Below are 16791 nucleotides of genomic sequence, written 5' to 3' on the forward strand. Positions count from 1 at the left end.
ATCCTTATTAGATTGTGTTGCTTAAATGGATTAGCGAGAGAAATAAATAGTGGTTTCTCTGCACGTCAGGCAATTAAAGACAGGCTGGTATTCAATAACGCCTTTTGCGCCATTCTGGCGAAGCCAGTTTTTGGCATTAAAGAAATCAGTGCCGGATTGTGCAGTGACGACAATTCGTGTTGAATGGGCGACTGCGTAAAATACTGCTGGAGTCCATATTGTATCGTAGAAACTTTGTGCGCTGATTGATGATGTCCATTTACCGTTAACTGTCGGGGAAGGGACTATAACGTTATTGTCACTCCATTGCGATAAACTGGTATTTAATGGGGCAGCGGCTTTATCCCACTCCACAGGAACGGGAGGCGGCGGCGATGAACATCCGGTAACTATTGCTGCCAACATGATGACTTTAAGTTTCTTTATCATGCTTTCATTTCCTCAAAATACTGGTTTCGATGAATTGGACGGAAATAGATGTCATTCATACGGCGAACATTTCCGTCTAAATCAATGCTCACAATCACGTCCAGGCTATCCAGAACCTTACGTAACATAAATGTATAGGGGAGCTGGGCGCACTGTGGATTTTCATAGCAACGGGTAATAAACCCATATATAGCTTCTTTCGCTGATCCTGCATGAATGGAGGTCATACTCCCTTCATGGCCGGAACCTGTTATTTTAAGGAAGTCCCAGGCTTCCGCACCGCGAACCTCTGTTAATAAAATGCGGTCAGGGTTCATACGGTAATTCCAGCGTAAAAGGCTCGCCGGGGTAACGATAGAACCTTTTTCATCTGATGATTCTGACGGATAAAAAAGATGGACGTAGTTTTTATGGATAAAGAACGTGATTTCCGGGTTGTCCTCAATGGTTGATATCCGAAGATGTACAGGAATATACCCTATCAACATTTTCATATAGGTGGTTTTCCCGGTGCTTGTTTCCCCGGCGACCGCGAGAGTTTTACCGTACTCGACGCATTTCTCCATAAACAGAGGAATATTTTTTGTATTGTACAATGCAATTAATTCCTCGTCGTGCGTCTCCGTTTTTTCCTCGCCTGTTACCCGGTTATAAAATCCCGCATCGATGTATGACTGATGCGGGATTTGTACCTTCGATGGCTTACGGATGGTGATAGACACCGTATCGCGCTCACAGGCCGGGGGAACAATCACCTGGCACCGTTCGCCAGATTCCAGCGTGGCTGACAGCCCCGGCTTAATATCTTCGATATTGTCGCCGTGGTGCTTTGCCAGGCACCGGGCAAAGTTGTAGCAATCCTCATAGGACAAAGGAACGGCGTGCTGCTCCCATACGCCGTTGATTTTGGTATACAGCTCACCTGGACGATTGACGGCGATCTCCGTCAGGCCGGGAAGCTCTAGAAAGTCGCCAAAGAAACGCTGTTTATAGCGGTCGAGGGAAATATTCTTAGCGGTCATTTTTCAACCTCAGTGTATAGATGTTGGAAAAATCAATATCCTCGCCTGTGATTAGGTTGATGATCTCGCCCTGATTCTTATAGAGCGTTGGGGGAATATTGATGCTGTTCTCTAGCGTGGTACGTGCCATATCTGCCATAGCCTGGCGGCTGTTTTCCGTATAGTCCGTATTGCGGTCTTTTTTGCCCGCGCTGTTGGATGCCCATGCGCCAATATCGGGGATCATGCCGACCATTAACGCGCCGCCGAACCGTTCCCAGAAGTGCGAATCTATCCAGCCATCAACGCCAGCCTCGCCCAGCTCGCCAGCCGCGCTGGTATCAACCAACGGGATATCGAGATAAGGCGGCTGGCGGGTGCGTAGCTTCGTCGCAATGATGAATGCCCGCCCTTGCCCGTGCTTCATACCTTCTTCCGCTATGGCGCGGTAAAGTAATGATGCGGTGGTGCCTTTCTCTATCAGCTTCGTGTTGCCGCTGGCGCTCCAGATGTCAGTAGTGACCGTGCAGCGAAGTTTCCCCGCCCGGTCAGATACAAAGCGGCGATCCAGTGAGCAGGGGATCGAGGTATTTTCCGGGATGTACAGGTCAGGGTTATAGGGTATGCGGCGCAGTGGTGCGGGGCTTTGTCCCGGCGGCGGTGCGGCGGTATTTGTGGCCGCGCTGCTGTCCTGTTGTCCGGTGGTCGTTGCCGATGTCAGCGTCATTTCCTGCTGCCGGGTTTTTACCGGGTTCTGTGTGGTGGCCGAACCATCACGGCGAATAAGGAAGCTGGCTTTGTTGAGTTCTGGCGGGGCGGCCGGAGCCACCTGCCCTGTTCCCCCCGTGCTGCTCTGGCCGTTATCCTGTTGCTCTGGCTCTTCTTCGGCTGTATCGGTGGACATACCGAGATCGTTACGCTGCCGGTAATCGGTTTTGTTCGTCTGCGGGGCTGTGTCCTGTTTCTTTTCTTCCGTAGGCTGCCACAGGATATTGCGATAAACCCAGTTACCACCCCATGCCAGGAAGATAAGCGTGACCGCGACAATGGCAAGAAAGGCGGTTGCTTTGCCCCGTTTGCGCTTTTTCAGCTTGTTAACGGCGGGTTGTACCGGGTCTTTCTCTTCGTCGTCCTGCGCATTGAGAAGCTCGGCCTCCCTTTTAGCGCGGGCTTCCCGCTCAAGCGTGGCAATATCATCCTCAGCGTGTGCCGGGAATGCCTGCGCTTCATCCGGCACAGGCATTTTGTTTTCGTCGTTCATATGCACGTTTCCTTTTATAAAAATATTTTTATAGGTTAATTGGATTCCGGTTTTTCCACTCTTTCCACCTGCCGGGATACGGTGGAACCATCGGCGGCGTGTACCTTGCCAAATCCGCTATTTTCCAGACCCACAACGGCATTACCGGAACGCAGTACTAGGCGTGGCGTCACCTCCTGAATCACCAGTACGGTGAAATCGCCTTTCTTCTGGATACTGCTGTTAACCACATGCTCTTTGCCGTTCAGCTCTTTGGTGACGGAAGGAATGGACTTAGACGGGGAGAAGCCCACGAACGTAAAGCGGCCATCGTCGTAAGCAAAATCGGGAACAATGTTGAAACTGCCTTTGCCCGGATATTTGGTGTAACTCCAGTTGCGGGGCGTCTGCGCCGAGTTCAGCGCTTTCTGGACGCTGGCCTGTTGCTGTTTCTGCTCCCACTCGCGCTGTCTGGCCGTCGCCTCCCGGCTCGCTTTGTCCCGTTCTTCGCCCGGATAGCGATAGCTCACCTGGAAAGCGGGTTGTTGTGCCGATTTATCATCGATGACGTTCAGCTCGACGTTGTACAGGCGCTTACTGGTGACAACCAGCATATTGGTATGCCAGTCCCGGCTGTTCGGGGGGATCACGACCTGCGTTGTGTTGCCATCTTCTCCGGGCGCTCCCTGCGTGAGCGCGACCGGGCGAACGTTGACCCGGTTTGCATCCGGCGTGGCTTCCCACGCCTCATCAAAGCCAGGTTTGGCGCTTATGACCGCCTCATCGTTATCAAAGACTAGCGTTGTCATAAAGCCGGGTTTGGTGTTAACGACAGTGACGTTCTGCGGGTTATAGATAACCTGCTGCACGCGGGAGTCATAGCGGCTTGCCTGCGGTATGGCCGCAGCCCATGCCGCGCCGCACATCATCAGTGCCAGTGCGGTAAACGTTAACTTTTTCATCATTCACCTCCCCGGATTTCGCGGTCGGTCTGCCAACTGGTGACGGTAAAGCCGAAGTAGTTGATCTCGCGTTCCGCATCGCTCATTTCCTTGTCAGGGTTAGAATGGAACGTGAACCGGGCATCCCAATATTCGTTGCGGGTGCTGTTATCAGCCAGACGGCGGATAATCTTCTTGTAGCGGATGGTGGCGACCCTATCAGGGGCTGTCGCATCGGTGATCTGGTTGGACAAGATCTCCACTTTCACGGTGTGCGCCCCGTTCTTATAAACCTTGTCTGGGGCGTTTTTTCCGGCGTAAAGCGCCAGATAGTCATCGTTTACCTGGGGAGCGTTGTAGACCTGTACCGTCTCGTAGTCGTCCTGCAAAGAGGGATAGACATACCGCTCACGCACTTTGACGTAGTTTGCGGCCATCGCCTTTTGATAGGCTTCTGTTGCGGTCAGGCTGGTTTTCGATGTCCGGGTAACGTGTTCCACCCGTCCTGTGTGGTTATCCAAGGTATACAGCTCAACGTCCGTCTGTTTCAGCGGCAACATCACGACCACGGCGACGAGCGCCAGTACCGCAATCAGCAGACCCATACCGCCAACAACAAAACCGGCTTTTGTGGCGCGTTTATCCCGCTCAATCATTTGCTGCTCAAAAGTGCGGGATTCAGCTATTAATTTCTGTTCACTCATGACTGTTTAACTCCGCCATAATTTGAGGGGTGTTTACGGGTTCTCCCTTACCGCTAAAGGCAGAGGGAGGCGTGTTCTGGGCGCAGCCAGAAAGCGCGCACAGCAAAGCCAGCGCAATCAAGCGTTTCATCAATGATTTCCTCAACTAAATTAGATATATGAAAATATAATTATATTTTCATATGATGATATTTCGGGGGGATGGACGGGAGACGTCTGGCCTAGCTGTTGAACTTCTTAACCGCGGATTCTCTCGACTGTGCCAGCCTCCGCGCTTCGTTCCGGGCTATCATCTGCTCAATCGCGTACTTCCGCGCTTTAGATGCGTTATAGCCTAACTCACCTCCGGGCTTGCCGGGCTTACCTGCATTCGCATCCTTCCAGCCCTGAATGTTGTCCTGGGCGGAACGTTTGGTTTCTTTAACTGCACCCCCGGCTAGCTTCCCGGCACCAAAAGCAGCCGCACCGATACCTACAGCGGCCAGCCCCTGCATGGATACGGTAGCGCTTGCCCCGGCCAGAGCTGCGGCTACCTTAGCGGAAATATACACCAGTATTGCAGCGAAAATACCTGCAAGGCAGACTTGAGCACCAAGTTCAACAATTGTTGAACTGTCTGCTACCTTCGTCGCCTTATTAAGAACGAGATTCAAGTAATTCACTACAATTCTCAATGAGAGAGCGGTAAATAGAATTGTTAATATTCCTGCAAATATATTTTGCAACCAGTTATTGAACATGGGGCGGAGGAAACCATACATAAGGCAGAATATGAAAATAGGTGCAGTTATTCCTAATAGTAGAATCATTACTTCGGCAACCATTGAAACAAATCCCGCTAGAATCATAAGTGCGAATATTCCAAGCCATACACAAAATTGAGCAGTCATTCCCTCATCTTTTACATATGTAGAATTATCCATGTCATGTAGCGTTTTCCCTAACACTTTAGCCTTATTCCATAGGGTGTCTAATAACTGCCATATATTATCACTACCAGAAAAACCCTCCTTTATTCCGTTTATGGCATCAATAACGCCATCGAGGTAGCCGCCTAAATTAGCCACGAAGGACAGGATGATCGCCATCCTCATGATGTCCCACATCGTGTCTTCCATAGGCGTAGATAGCTTACCAGCCAAAGTCTGGTATCCACGCCACATGATGTAGATGGTAGCTGACGCTGCTGCCAACCCCATCATCATAGAAGAGTACGACATCATCAATCTCTTTGTGGCGTCTGTAATTCCTCCTATCAGGTATTTCTCAACCCCAACAAAAAGACCGCCACTCATATATTACTCCTCTAAATTATTTAAGTCTGGAGTTGGTGCGTTTAGCTGCTTGATTTGATAGTGGGCTTCATTTGCATTCTTGCAATTATCAGAAGCGTCACCACTCTTTTGGCACTTTTCATAAGCTAGTTTTAATTCGTCAGGGTGATCCCTATACCATTTTGTTGTTTTAGCTTCCTCTTTGCATCCAACAATAGAAAAGCACAGGGTGATCGTCGAAATTAAAATAATTTTTTTTGATAACATAAATACCTCATAAATTATTAAGGTCAGCAGTTGGCGCGTTTAACTGCTGCTGATTCCACTGCTTAACACGCTCCGCTTCTAGCGCATTTTCGCGCTTCTCTGCTGCTTTCACGCTCATTTCCCATTGGGTGGTAAGCGTGTTCAGCATGACAGATTTTAGCTGAATACTGTTTGCAAGGTCTTGAGATTCTTTCGAATCTTTGGCTAACGCTACCCTGTTGGAGAGACTGTTTATTTCCCCCAGGGTCTGGCTTACCTGGTTCTGAACCTCGTCGGTTTGCTCAAGCTGGATAGCCTTGTTGATGACCTGCTGCTTGCATACGTTGGCATAACTCCCCGATTGCGCAGTGTTGCAGGTGTCGAAAATTTTATACTTCTCGTACAACGCATCGAACTGCCCGGAGGAACCGCCGGAGAGAAGCAGGTCATTCAGTGCCTGTCCGGGCTTACGCAGCTTTTCAAGGTCAGCTTTCAGGCCTTTGGCCTGGTCAACAAAATCAGCAATATCACGAACGCCAGTGGCCGTCGCCAGTTGGTCTTTATATGCCTGTATTTGTGACTGGTAGTGTCTGGCCGTTTCCATCCAGCGTTTTAACTCCTGCGCCCACTGCACGTCCCGCATAGGGTCAGCATCAACAGCGACGGGAATACCAGCATGAGCCAGTGGGCTTGCAATGACGCAAGCCAGAATAAGAGTACGAAAGCGAGTTTTCATCGTATATCTCCTTTGGGTCAGAGCGCTTTAGCCAGGTAGGTATCGAGCCATTCATGAGGCTGCATTCCTTCCCGGTAAATCGATTCGAATATTTCGAGGTTGGGGGCATCGCCGCTCATGACTTTGGTGTATCTGCCGATACCCGACAGGTCGAGCGTGACACGAGCGGCAAAACGTTTGGTATCGCCGCGCTTGAACTGATTTTTCACCACAACATACTGGCGGGCTTGCGGGTCAAGCCCTTTCACCACGTCGAACACTTCCGGTTCAAACTTCATACCGTCAACATAGTGTGCGCGGTCGGCGTTGGGGTTCGCCGCCAGAATCTGTGTCCCGCACTGCTCAATCACTGCCGGGGCGATATCATCTTTGATGATCTCTGCCGGGGATTGAGTACCGACGACCAGCATCCCGTTCAGCTTACGGATGGTTTTCAGCTTGTTATAAGCAAAGTCCTTAAACACCGGGTCGCGTAACCACTTCCAGAATTCATCCATGAAAATGACCAGGCGTCGCCCGTCAAGCAGGCTGGTAATGCGGTACAGCAGATAAAACGAGATTGGCGCACATACGCTTGCATCGTCCAGGAACTCCGTTCCGTCGATGCCGAAGTTATCGCAGTTGCTGATATCGAACGTGTCAGACTCGTTATCAAACACCCAGCCGAACTCACCGCCCTGCGCCCACTGTGACAACCGAATGCTAAGGCCGTTTTCCTGGGCTTCTTTCGTAGCCGGCTCAGGCAAATTTTCCAGCATTCGGGTAATGCCGTAGACGCGATATTGCGGCTCGTCATTCATCACAGCATTGACCGCATCACTCAGACGGCGTTCATCGCGTGGGGAGATCGTCGAGCCGTTACGGGTACAAAGGATTTTCATCAGTTGCTTGATGAAATTGATATTGCGTTTGGTTGCTGGCAACGAGAACGGGTTCCACCCTGTAGACTCACCACTGATAACCCGATAGTAACGGCCACCCAGCGCCCGGATGTTCATCTCTGCGCCCCGGTCTTTATCGAGGTAAACGGTTGTCAGCCGTTTGGTTTTGGCATCCGGGGAGAAGCTATCCTCGCGCCCGTATTTCTGCTGCATGATCTCAAAGAACGTCATCAACATGGTTTTACCCGAACCGTTCGTACCGAGGATGCAGGTACTGGCCGGGTTCTTCTCGTTGAATTCGTCCTTATCTGCCAGTGTGTTATGCAGGTTGATATAGTAGCCATCGCCTGACGGGGTGCGCAGTAAAGCCATCGCATCCCCCCAGGGGGCTTTATCGCGCTTGCCCGGATAGAAATTATGGAGCGCGGCCAGCTCCACAAAGTTCTGGCTACTCAGCTCCCCTTTACGTGGCCTCAGGTTGTAGTTGCCTGGCAGTTGCGCCATATACGCCGCTGAAAGCGATATTTCTGCCGGAACAGGCGTTATCCCTATGTTGTTCAGCGCGTTACTGATTTCATTCGTATCAGCAACCAGGCTTTCCAGCGACGGGGAATACACCATGATGGAAAAATGGTGCTTGCCGTAAGCGATTTTCCCCGATGTCAGCAGGTCAAGCGCCACATCCAGATCCAGCCGCTGGGAAACAGCATCGTCGTCGGCACTCATCAAAAGGCGGCGGGTACGCTTAATGGCTTTCTTCGCTTCCTCGCGTGACATGCATGTATAGGACTGCGTGATCACGTAATCGCAGGGGGCGTAAAGAAGGGAGTCCATCATCCCCGTGGCGGTCTCTTCGGCGAACTCTTTAACCTCCAGCCCCCGGAAATATTGCGTACCGTTGGCGTGGTTTATCTGCCCGGATTCAGCCGAAAAGAACAACGCCGCCGCCCCCATCACGTCATAGGCCGGGGTACGGGTGACGCGCACTTTTCGCCACTGGTGCGTTAGCAGATATTCATAGAAAGCCAGTTGCGACGAAAACACCGCGTTTCCTTCGGTAAACGTACCGAGAGGTCGCGCACCATAGCGCGACAGCGCGGTATCGAGCGTGCTTTTTATTTCCAGCATTTCCAGCAAAGCACCGTCCAGCTCCTTTAGTTTCTGGCTGTCTTTCATCCGTTTGCGTTCTGCTTTTTCAAGGCTGACAAACGGGCGATAGCAGACCGTCAGGAACAGGCGGTTGCGCCGGAACAGACCGACAGAAGCGTAGTAAAGACGGCTAACTTCATCGGCATACGGGTTGCCGGAATCTTTATGAAGATTGTCGGTAAACGTATTGCGGTCGTTATGGATATAGAAAGTAACTGGCATACCTTCGAATGAGCGGATTAGCCCGTGTAACTGGTTCGTCCCGAACTGGAGCGACTCGTCAGACTCGCAGTCGAACGGCGTTCCCATCAATTCCCAGGTGCAGTACAGATCGCTCTTAGGGGAACGAACCACATGCTGATGAATGTGCGATGAGTACGGGATGTACTTCTTGATGGTGGCACACTGATTTAGTTTCATGGCGTCGAGAAACTCCTTGATATCAACATCATCATGCTCAACGGGCATAAATGTTGTTGCGCCAAATAAACGGTTTGCTACCGGCTTTCCCTTCGCTCTCAGCCATACGGCAATCAGATTGAACCGCATCGGTTCATTTCTGGTAAGGGACTTCATCACCAGAAATTGCACAGGAAGTAAGAACAGGAGAGCGACGGAAGTCCAGATAGCAACGATGATGGTTACACCCGTGACAGCCAGCAGGGGCACCATTGGCACCCCCCACAGCGCCGCCGGGCGTTTCATTGCCTTGAGCAGCTTTGCCATATGTTCAGCCTCTTAGCTCATCAGCAGAGCGCCGATTTCACTGCCTCCGCCAATTAAAATGCCGCCAATGATGATGTAGCCGCACTGCGACAGGCTCTCGCCTTTCCACAGGGTCTTATAGCCAATCCAGATCACGGCCACGGTGATCGTGATTGCCGCCAGACCATGCAGCCCGGTTGACACTTTTTGCATGACAGTATTTGCCCGCTGAAATCCGTCGGCCAGTGCCGGGGTTGCAGAAAAAGTCGTCAGCGTACAGGCCGAAACGGGGGGGACCACAGCTTTTAGCTTGCGGAAAAGTATCATTATTCCTCCTCCTCACGGGGTGACAGGGAGAAACTCCGGCGCACTGACGGCGCGGAGAAAGGTGCGATGAAGATTTTTTCTTGGCGGAGTTTCGCAGGGACGCCACGGACGACGACTCCGGGCCAGAACACGTGGTGACGGGATGAGTCACTGGCAGGGGCGGTTTTCAGGGGAACGGCAACTGATGATTTGTCCTCACGGGTTCCGGGGACCGCATAGCGGGATGATCCCGGCGGATAACCGATTCGCTGGATATAGCTCGTTCCGGAAAACGCCGTTTCAGGTTGTTGCCCGGTACTGAAATTGCCGGAATAATAACAACTCAGCGCCCTTTTCAGCGTGCCGCCGCGCCGGTAGCAGTCTCTGAGAATGTGTTCGAAGACGGACAGATTGGTACAGGGATCAAGTAGCTCTGTGGCGGACACACCATAATGGCGGAAATTGGTGCTGGTGATTTGCATCAGCCCGACAGAGTAACGGCGATCCTGTGCTGACAGGCGACGGAGAATATGCTCTGCATCTCCCCGGCTGGCTGGCAGGTGAGAAATAATGTGTTGATCGCCGAAAGAGGGGCCGGCCTTCGGGACAATCTCAGCGATGGCATAAGGGTTAAAACCGGATTCCACCCGTGCCACGTCGAATGCCGTGGACGGATGAATGCTGGCGGCGCACTGCATGGCTATCGCCAGAAAGGCTGTGGTGGAAAGCATGGTGACCTCAGTAAACAAGTGACATGCAGGGTCTGCTGATACTGCATGCCGTGGGAACAGAATTAAGGGTGGTTACGACACGGTTTCGATGGGGCCCGTATTCTGTGGTGGATTATTTTCCTCCCGGGGCTCAAGCAGGACCAGTTTGCCGGAAACGGCAATACCGGGCGTCAGGACAATATTCAGACCGGATTTACCGTGGTGGGGAAAGGCGACTCCGACCTTTGTCCACCAGGTATTTTTCTCACCCTGAGAGTCCGGATGACTTTCCTGGGCAACATACGCGTAATAAACAGGCTTTCTCATAGTGTCCTCGTTTAATTAAAATTGTTGAAGATGATTTCTTCGATCACATTCCGATCCTGCATTCCGGTTTTAACGGGTCAGCGAGAACATTCAGCGGCACCCTGAATTATGGTTGTGTGACAGCCCGCTCCATATTGTTAAAGAGCATGGTCAGGATGCAGGAGGGGTAATGAAATTTTAACGGGAAAATAAATACCGGAAGGAATGATAAAAAAGTATGTGAAATTAACGTATTACTGGCACGGTGTGTGTGTGCATGAATGATGACGGGCGGGCTGATAATAATATTTGTTGATTATTATCAGGTTAAATTAAACATCCGGAGGAAGACTTTCTTTATATTTCAGATGGGGTTGTATGCTGTCTCTGTGGCTGAATTTGGTAACGACAATAATGTGTAAGGCGTGAAAGACAGGAATACAGTAGTCCCTTTTGTTGTAAGGGACGGTCTTTAATCTGGTTAAACGTTTCCTGGCCACTTAGGCCGATACTTACCGGGCCGGGTGGTGAAATTCGTTTTCATGCCGCAGTGGTATCCGTCTGTACCTGTTGCATAAAAAACACAGAGTTATCTGACATATTTCCAGGCATTACCGGGAACCTTATCAAAGTACTGGTTCATTACAATCTCTGCGCGGCGATAATCTGCTGCGGCATAAAGCATTTCAAGCTCATTCCCTGTGAGCTTTTCTTCCATATGCCCGACAACCTTTTCCAGCAGGCTGCCGTCATTTATTTACCGCAGTTTTCTGACGAATTCCATCTTGTTTGCCGGTTTGTTCATGTCTGACCTCTGGTGTACTGACTGTAAAAAAGGATTGCCACAGCAGGAGATGTGAGCAGGTTATTCATCCATGACATGGAGGCACGGGAACCTGAAAACAAGCCGGCTGGTGCATATTAAAATGTGCGGAGCTATTCTCCTCCGCACATACAGATTTAACGTCTGCGTTTCTCCAGTATCGACTGACAGTCAGTACAGGTTGTTACACCCGGCAGCGTCTGACGGCGTTTTTCCGGAATAGCCTTGCCGCATAATCGACAGTGCTGCAGGGAAGGTGTCGGTGTGGGTCTTAACCGGCTTTGTTCAATCAGTGCTTCTAGGCACCGTTCATTAAACGCCTGATCGCGATCGATTTCATCTGGCACGTTGTATTCTCCTTACCGTGTTCTTTCTTTCGCAATGCGTGATGCAGTTCCAGACAACGGTCAGCGAGGGGGCAGTACACGATGAAAGGTTTTCTGTAACCAGCATCATGGCGTCCAGCGCCTCCGGGGAATCAATGTTTTCGACCCGATATTTTTGCCACTGATGCCAGATTGCAGCATCGGTTTCTTCATCCGGAATGGGTGTTCTCCCGTTTGGAACGGAGACACCGAGTAACCGGCGGCGTGCACAGGTTTCTCTGGAGCCAACCCCGAAATAACGGTTCATCAGTGCGATTGAGCCCCCCAGCCTGACAGCTCTGTTCAGTTGTTCCTGACGCCTGTTTTCCTCGTGGGATGATGCCAGTAATTTTTGCAGGACATCATGGCGGATAGTAATATCGACAAGCGGTAAAGGTGCCTGACTGAGGGTGATAAGATCGTTTATTGATAAGCAACCGAGCAAATTCATTTCATCGTAAGTGAATCCCATAGTTTCGCAGTGATGAATATTTCCTTCCCGTAGCGCCTGAAGAGCAACGGTTAATATAATATGATTCAGGGATGGAAGCATGAAATTGACTCCTTAACTGAATAAGTACTCAGTAATTCAGCTGAATATTCAGTGAATGGTATAGTGTCATATAGCACAATACCGGGCAGGTCTGAAATATACATGCAGGTGCTTTTTTTTATACCTGCAGGATCGAAGTTTATGAGTGCCGGGATATTAATGTTCATCATCTTCTCCTCATTGCGTCTTTATCGGTCAGATAACTTTTTGTTGATCCACTCGTCAATCTCAGACTCGAGCCAGGCAACACTAGCAGGGCCTATTTTTATTGAACGGGGAAATGCACCCTCTTTCATATAAAGGTATATCTGTGAACGCTTCAGCCCTGTTTTTTGCTCAACCTGTCTGAGGCGTAGTAACTGATAAGATGTCATATATCCTCCTGTGACTGAAATAAACGGTGGCCGGAGAATAAAAAAACACAGTGGAAGCCTGAGAGAAAGCTGGTGAGCCCTAAATAAGGGATGCAAAACCCTTATTTAGGGTTGTCGGCCATTACAAATGGGGATGGTATTAGCCGGATAAGGATGTCGAAGATGGCGAACCACGCTTCAGCGCATTTTTCAGTGTTTCAGCGTCCAGTTTTTCCCCGATGCCATCGCCTGATGCCCATTGTTCAAAAATAGAAAGGAGCTTATAGGGATGATTCAGCAGTGGGCTGATAATATCATTGTGCTTGCAGGCCAGCCAAAACAGGCGTGATAACGGTGTTGTCATACGGGAAGGTGAAATGGGATGACTCTCCCTTTTTTTGTATAAATTAATTAGTCTTTCGACTTCGGTGTGGCGAATAACAAAACAGGCATCAGGCGGTAATGTATAAAGAGGAAAACACCCATTGTGATTATATTTTATGGTCGTCACTTCTGTTAGTTTTTTTATGACATCTAATGCTGTGTTTTTAGGTAGTCTGGAAATTTGTTTTTCTACGCGTTCTTTCCAACTCATCGTTTCGAAAATTTGAAAAAGCTCCTCTGAAAATCTTACTATAATACCATGGTTAGTTTTTCTTGCCCCCACAATTGGGGAGGGGAATTTAAGTTCACGTGCCAGTATGCGCTGAATCAAAACATATTCATAGCCTATCAGGGGGGTATCTATAATTTGTTGCACAGGACAAACATATCTGGCTTCTGTACAGAGTCTTAAATTTTGACCATAAATAAAACCGTCCCTGTCAAGCATGCATAGTTTATCAAGTAGGTCTCCCTCAAACTGCCTGAATTTTATTTTTCCATTAAAAGTTTGTATCTTCTTAAGTATCACAGGAGACTGGAAATAGACCGATAGTAGGATGTTGCCACTCAAGGCATGACGATAAATATCGCTAGGAGTAATTTTTTGTTTTATGGCTTTGGTAGTGATCTCAACTGCTTCCGTTATAGTGACCCATGTTGACATATAATGAGTTATAAGCAATGGCTGATATTTTTTTGACATAATATTATCTCCTTCTACACAACAATTCGTTCCGTTAAGGAAAAAGATTGGTGTCACAAGTATTTATTTATGATTAATCAGAGGGTTTGTGACAGAGAAAAGGATGTATATTTCTGAGTAAACATGTACAGGCCTATGGGGTGACTATTTAATGAGTAAATGCCGAATGATTTTCGGGGTGATGATTATAACTTGAGGAAAAATCCCAGCGTGGTTTGAGTAGTGTACCTGAGTGATATTTGTGTTATGTATGCATTGATTGCAGAAGAATAAATATAGTTCAGGCTAGTATAGTTTGTGGTAGCTATGAGAATATATAATCTATTTTACCTATAAAATAATTTATATGTATGGGGTGGTTTTTTTTGTGGCGAATTGGTTTTACTGAACCCTAACTTTTGATTTTTAAGTTTGCACTTATTGATATGTTAATATGATAAATGCTTTATATCAGTTTTACTCTACAGAATTTCAAAAAATATATGTGTTAATGACTGTTTTTGCCGATGAAATCTTTGAGTTTTCGAAATTGTTTTGAGTTGAGGGTGTGTAATTGTAAAGGTTTTATTAATTCGGGTTGTTTTTTTAGGTTGTTTGTCTGTGCTTTTATATTCTGGAGATGTGCCTTGTATATAGGATTGTTTGTTGGTTGTGTTTTTAATGTTGCACTGTTGTGAATTTTTATTTTGATATGATTATTTCTTTAGTATAAGGAGAGAAAGGAACGAGAAAGTTAAATCTATTTGTCCTAATCGCAATTTCATTGTTTAAATAATCACTATGGATTAATATTTTTTGCGACTCTGCTGAGTTACTGGTTTTAACTAGTGGTGTAAAAGGGATACCTTTTCGGTATCCCTTTTACAATAATCAGAAGAAATCAATTCGCGTATTGATACCGACGGTGCGACCCATATTGACCTGCGCGACGGCGCTGCTGCCGTTCATGTAGCCATAGGTACGGTAACGACGGTCGAACAGGTTATCGACATAGACGGAAATGTTCATCCGTTCAGTCGCCTGCCAGCCCAGGCTGCTGTCCAGGGTGGCATAGGTGCCTTGCCGCAACTGGTTGTCGCCATCGAAATAATGCGGCCCGACCAGATTAACCGCCAGTCGGGGCATCAGTGCGCCATAGCGCGTATCAATCACGCCGTTCACGCTGCTTCCCGCGCCATAACGTGGTACGAACGGCACCCGGTTACCGTGATACAACTCACTGTCATTGGTGAATTCGGAACGGATCACGTTGCCATTGATATCCCATGACCAGCCTGGCGCAAACCGCCACTTCGCTTCAAGCTCAACGCCGGTGGCGTCGGCTTTACCCGCATTGCTTAATGTCTGCATCCCGACCGGGCCAGAGTAAAGCTGCATGTCTTTGGTGTGGGTATAAAACGTCGCGGCTTGCAGCGTGACGTCAGCGGTTTCGTAGCGGGTGCCAAGTTCATAGTTGATGGATTTCTCGGCGACGAACGGTTTGGCATCAAGACCCGCAGTAGGCACGATGTTGTACCCGGAAGGTTTATATCCCTGGGCTACACGGGTATACACTCTCCAGTCATCGGTCAGCATATAGCCTGCGGATAGCTGCCCGAGCACCTGATCGTCATTGCTCTTACCCTGGTCGCCAAACGGGTTGCCGAGCATGCTGCCGTGATATTGTGTACTGGATTTATCATGCGAGAAGCGCACGCCGCCGCCGATATCAAAACGATCGGTTAAATGCCAGGTCAGGTCACTGTATGCGGCCAGCGTTTCAGCGGTGGTATAGCCGGTACTGCTTAAATAAGGCATTGTCGGCATGTCGTAGGCTGAATTTAACTTCTCGCGGGTGTTCTGCCGGTACAGCCCAAACACCATATCAACGGTACGCGCATCGCCCAGGGTTGCGGCGCGCAGCTCCTGCACATCCTGATTCCAGCGCTGAGGCATATTGACGATTAACGAACCGGAAGGGAAGGTGCGCGAATAATGCTGCTGCTGCCAGGCGCTGATCAGGTTGAAAACCCAGTCATCGGTGGTGTATTTCCCACTCAGGGTCTGGCTGTCAGTGCAGCGCCGCATGTACGGGTCTGGTGAACCATCGCTGATCGACAGCTTACGGCCCTTAATATCATTCCATCCCACATAGGCGTCCTGGGTGGCGCGGGTACATTCGCGTGAGGCGGCAAAGCCCATTTCCCAGGGCTGATCGTCCGGCGCCAGACGCAGTTTCACATTCCCTATGCTGGCGCGGGTGCCGCCTAAGTCATCGCTTCCCGTCGCGGGGTTAATCATGTCGCCGTCATCAACCTGGCGTAACAGGGTGACGCTGCCGTACAGCAGGCCATCCTGAATGGGGCCGCTCAGGTTGAACTTACTTCGATAACTGTCGCGGCTACTGACGCCGCCTTCAATATAGCCGCGCGGCGTGCTGTCCGGCTGCTGGGTGACGATGTTGATGATCCCGCCCTGAGCGCTTTTGCCATATAACGTTCCCTGTGGGCCTCGCAGCAACTCCACGCTTTGCACATCGGTAAGCGCCTGGATGGTGTTGGTGGAAAGCTGAGGGACGCCATCGACATACAGGGTGACGGCGGGGTTATAGAAGTCCTGCGCTGAAGAGACGCCGCGTAGCGAGATCGTCGAAAAAAGCATGTTGCCGCTATTTTCAATATTGAGCCCGGGCAAGACTCTGGGGAGTTTGTCGCTGGCGGTGACGCCGGCGTCGCTTAATTCCGGCGCGCTGACAACAGTAGACGAGACGTTGTTGGCTGATGCCGAGCGGGAAGATTGTTTACTGGCGGTAACCACCAGCGTGCTTTCGTCTTGCTGTGAAGTCTGGGCATTAGCAATGGCGGGGAGCAATAATCCCCCCAAGGCCAGAGGATAAAGCCGTGTCATTTTCATTGTTGTGAGTCCCTGTAAGACGGCGAAACGCCAAAAATACCGACAATGGTGAATTGAAAATGATAACTATTTCTAATAGTGGTGCTACCC

At 49.6% G+C, this 16791-nt stretch carries 20 protein-coding genes; all 20 read right to left on the reverse strand.

Features of this window, described 5'->3' with window-relative positions:
- Positions 1–30: 30 nt before the first annotated feature.
- The 20 genes from AABJ99_RS09320 to fyuA all read right to left on the reverse strand — a co-directional run bounded on the left by AABJ99_RS09320 (position 31) and on the right by fyuA (position 16701).
- Positions 31–429: a cag pathogenicity island Cag12 family protein gene (locus AABJ99_RS09320; RefSeq protein WP_000592250.1), complete on the reverse strand. Its 399-nt coding sequence runs from the start codon at positions 427–429 to the stop codon at positions 31–33.
- Positions 426–1451: a P-type DNA transfer ATPase VirB11 gene (virB11, locus tag AABJ99_RS09325; RefSeq protein ID WP_009484405.1), complete on the reverse strand. Its 1026-nt coding sequence runs from the start codon at positions 1449–1451 to the stop codon at positions 426–428. The genes AABJ99_RS09320 and virB11 overlap by 4 nt, the downstream gene beginning before the upstream one ends.
- A complete protein-coding gene (gene virB10 / locus AABJ99_RS09330; RefSeq protein WP_000997453.1) occupies positions 1441–2691 on the reverse strand; it encodes a VirB10/TraB/TrbI family type IV secretion system protein in 1251 nt (416 codons plus the stop codon). The genes virB11 and virB10 overlap by 11 nt, the downstream gene beginning before the upstream one ends.
- Before the next feature lie 35 nt (positions 2692–2726).
- Complete coding sequence (virB9, locus tag AABJ99_RS09335) at positions 2727–3635, reverse strand: P-type conjugative transfer protein VirB9 (RefSeq protein WP_000976328.1); 909 nt, start codon at positions 3633–3635, stop codon at positions 2727–2729.
- A complete protein-coding gene (locus AABJ99_RS09340; protein WP_000003229.1) occupies positions 3632–4315 on the reverse strand; it encodes a type IV secretion system protein in 684 nt (227 codons plus the stop codon). The genes virB9 and AABJ99_RS09340 overlap by 4 nt, the downstream gene beginning before the upstream one ends.
- Complete coding sequence (locus AABJ99_RS09345; protein WP_000825479.1) at positions 4308–4445, reverse strand: hypothetical protein; 138 nt, start codon at positions 4443–4445, stop codon at positions 4308–4310. Before AABJ99_RS09345 ends, AABJ99_RS09340 begins: the two co-directional genes overlap by 8 nt.
- Positions 4446–4536: 91 nt before the next feature.
- Positions 4537–5610, reverse strand: coding sequence for a type IV secretion system protein (locus AABJ99_RS09350; protein WP_000014010.1), 1074 nt, complete (start codon positions 5608–5610; stop codon positions 4537–4539).
- A gap of 3 nt (positions 5611–5613) precedes the next feature.
- Positions 5614–5856: an EexN family lipoprotein gene (locus AABJ99_RS09355; protein WP_000949384.1), complete on the reverse strand. Its 243-nt coding sequence runs from the start codon at positions 5854–5856 to the stop codon at positions 5614–5616.
- A 7-nt stretch (positions 5857–5863) separates the two neighbouring features.
- Positions 5864–6571 carry a type IV secretion system protein gene (locus AABJ99_RS09360; protein ID WP_000857358.1) on the reverse strand — a complete coding sequence of 236 codons (708 nt, stop codon included), beginning with the start codon at positions 6569–6571 and terminating at the stop codon, positions 5864–5866.
- A gap of 17 nt (positions 6572–6588) precedes the next feature.
- Positions 6589–9327 carry a VirB3 family type IV secretion system protein gene (locus AABJ99_RS09365; protein ID WP_001096397.1) on the reverse strand — a complete coding sequence of 913 codons (2739 nt, stop codon included), beginning with the start codon at positions 9325–9327 and terminating at the stop codon, positions 6589–6591.
- A gap of 12 nt (positions 9328–9339) precedes the next feature.
- The gene (locus AABJ99_RS09370) at positions 9340–9633 is read right to left on the reverse strand and encodes a TrbC/VirB2 family protein (protein ID WP_000600171.1); all 294 of its coding nucleotides are present in this window, start codon (positions 9631–9633) and stop codon (positions 9340–9342) included.
- The gene (locus tag AABJ99_RS09375) at positions 9633–10343 is read right to left on the reverse strand and encodes a lytic transglycosylase domain-containing protein (RefSeq protein ID WP_001513331.1); all 711 of its coding nucleotides are present in this window, start codon (positions 10341–10343) and stop codon (positions 9633–9635) included. The genes AABJ99_RS09370 and AABJ99_RS09375 overlap by 1 nt, the downstream gene beginning before the upstream one ends.
- A gap of 72 nt (positions 10344–10415) precedes the next feature.
- The gene (locus tag AABJ99_RS09380) at positions 10416–10649 is read right to left on the reverse strand and encodes a hypothetical protein (RefSeq protein ID WP_001231171.1); all 234 of its coding nucleotides are present in this window, start codon (positions 10647–10649) and stop codon (positions 10416–10418) included.
- A gap of 568 nt (positions 10650–11217) precedes the next feature.
- Positions 11218–11346: an Hha/YmoA family nucleoid-associated regulatory protein gene (locus tag AABJ99_RS09385; protein WP_000391563.1), complete on the reverse strand. Its 129-nt coding sequence runs from the start codon at positions 11344–11346 to the stop codon at positions 11218–11220.
- 242 nt (positions 11347–11588) lie between these two features.
- Positions 11589–11798 carry a TraR/DksA family transcriptional regulator gene (locus AABJ99_RS09390; protein WP_001112404.1) on the reverse strand — a complete coding sequence of 70 codons (210 nt, stop codon included), beginning with the start codon at positions 11796–11798 and terminating at the stop codon, positions 11589–11591.
- Entirely contained in the window at positions 11788–12369 is a 582-nt protein-coding gene (locus tag AABJ99_RS09395) for a DUF2857 domain-containing protein (RefSeq protein WP_000937856.1), read from the reverse strand. The genes AABJ99_RS09390 and AABJ99_RS09395 overlap by 11 nt, the downstream gene beginning before the upstream one ends.
- Positions 12354–12536: a hypothetical protein gene (locus tag AABJ99_RS09400; protein WP_001513329.1), complete on the reverse strand. Its 183-nt coding sequence runs from the start codon at positions 12534–12536 to the stop codon at positions 12354–12356. Before AABJ99_RS09400 ends, AABJ99_RS09395 begins: the two co-directional genes overlap by 16 nt.
- Positions 12537–12557: 21 nt before the next feature.
- Complete coding sequence (locus AABJ99_RS09405; RefSeq protein WP_000205185.1) at positions 12558–12743, reverse strand: AlpA family transcriptional regulator; 186 nt, start codon at positions 12741–12743, stop codon at positions 12558–12560.
- Positions 12744–12882: 139 nt separating this feature from the next.
- Entirely contained in the window at positions 12883–13809 is a 927-nt protein-coding gene (locus AABJ99_RS09410) for a hypothetical protein (protein ID WP_000039781.1), read from the reverse strand.
- 870 nt (positions 13810–14679) lie between these two features.
- Complete coding sequence (fyuA, locus tag AABJ99_RS09415; RefSeq protein ID WP_000784549.1) at positions 14680–16701, reverse strand: siderophore yersiniabactin receptor FyuA; 2022 nt, start codon at positions 16699–16701, stop codon at positions 14680–14682.
- Positions 16702–16791: the final 90 nt, after the last annotated feature.

It is taken from the genome of Escherichia coli (assembly GCF_036503815.1).
Taxonomy (GTDB): Bacteria; Pseudomonadota; Gammaproteobacteria; order Enterobacterales; family Enterobacteriaceae; genus Escherichia; species Escherichia coli_F.

Coding starts and splice junctions, on each gene's coding strand:
- AABJ99_RS09400 (WP_001513329.1), bottom strand. CDS start 12,536: ATGAACATTAATATCCCGGCACTCATAAACTTCGATCCTGCAGGTATA.
- AABJ99_RS09370 (WP_000600171.1), bottom strand. CDS start 9,633: ATGATACTTTTCCGCAAGCTAAAAGCTGTGGTCCCCCCCGTTTCGGCC.
- AABJ99_RS09375 (WP_001513331.1), bottom strand. CDS start 10,343: ATGCTTTCCACCACAGCCTTTCTGGCGATAGCCATGCAGTGCGCCGCC.
- AABJ99_RS09380 (WP_001231171.1), bottom strand. CDS start 10,649: ATGAGAAAGCCTGTTTATTACGCGTATGTTGCCCAGGAAAGTCATCCG.
- AABJ99_RS09395 (WP_000937856.1), bottom strand. CDS start 12,369: ATGCTTCCATCCCTGAATCATATTATATTAACCGTTGCTCTTCAGGCG.
- AABJ99_RS09410 (WP_000039781.1), bottom strand. CDS start 13,809: ATGTCAAAAAAATATCAGCCATTGCTTATAACTCATTATATGTCAACA.
- AABJ99_RS09365 (WP_001096397.1), bottom strand. CDS start 9,327: ATGGCAAAGCTGCTCAAGGCAATGAAACGCCCGGCGGCGCTGTGGGGG.
- AABJ99_RS09320 (WP_000592250.1), bottom strand. CDS start 429: ATGATAAAGAAACTTAAAGTCATCATGTTGGCAGCAATAGTTACCGGA.
- virB11 (WP_009484405.1), bottom strand. CDS start 1,451: ATGACCGCTAAGAATATTTCCCTCGACCGCTATAAACAGCGTTTCTTT.
- AABJ99_RS09355 (WP_000949384.1), bottom strand. CDS start 5,856: ATGTTATCAAAAAAAATTATTTTAATTTCGACGATCACCCTGTGCTTT.
- virB9 (WP_000976328.1), bottom strand. CDS start 3,635: ATGATGAAAAAGTTAACGTTTACCGCACTGGCACTGATGATGTGCGGC.
- AABJ99_RS09405 (WP_000205185.1), bottom strand. CDS start 12,743: ATGACATCTTATCAGTTACTACGCCTCAGACAGGTTGAGCAAAAAACA.
- AABJ99_RS09385 (WP_000391563.1), bottom strand. CDS start 11,346: ATGGAAGAAAAGCTCACAGGGAATGAGCTTGAAATGCTTTATGCCGCA.
- AABJ99_RS09350 (WP_000014010.1), bottom strand. CDS start 5,610: ATGAGTGGCGGTCTTTTTGTTGGGGTTGAGAAATACCTGATAGGAGGA.
- AABJ99_RS09345 (WP_000825479.1), bottom strand. CDS start 4,445: ATGAAACGCTTGATTGCGCTGGCTTTGCTGTGCGCGCTTTCTGGCTGC.
- virB10 (WP_000997453.1), bottom strand. CDS start 2,691: ATGAACGACGAAAACAAAATGCCTGTGCCGGATGAAGCGCAGGCATTC.
- AABJ99_RS09340 (WP_000003229.1), bottom strand. CDS start 4,315: ATGAGTGAACAGAAATTAATAGCTGAATCCCGCACTTTTGAGCAGCAA.
- fyuA (WP_000784549.1), bottom strand. CDS start 16,701: ATGAAAATGACACGGCTTTATCCTCTGGCCTTGGGGGGATTATTGCTC.
- AABJ99_RS09360 (WP_000857358.1), bottom strand. CDS start 6,571: ATGAAAACTCGCTTTCGTACTCTTATTCTGGCTTGCGTCATTGCAAGC.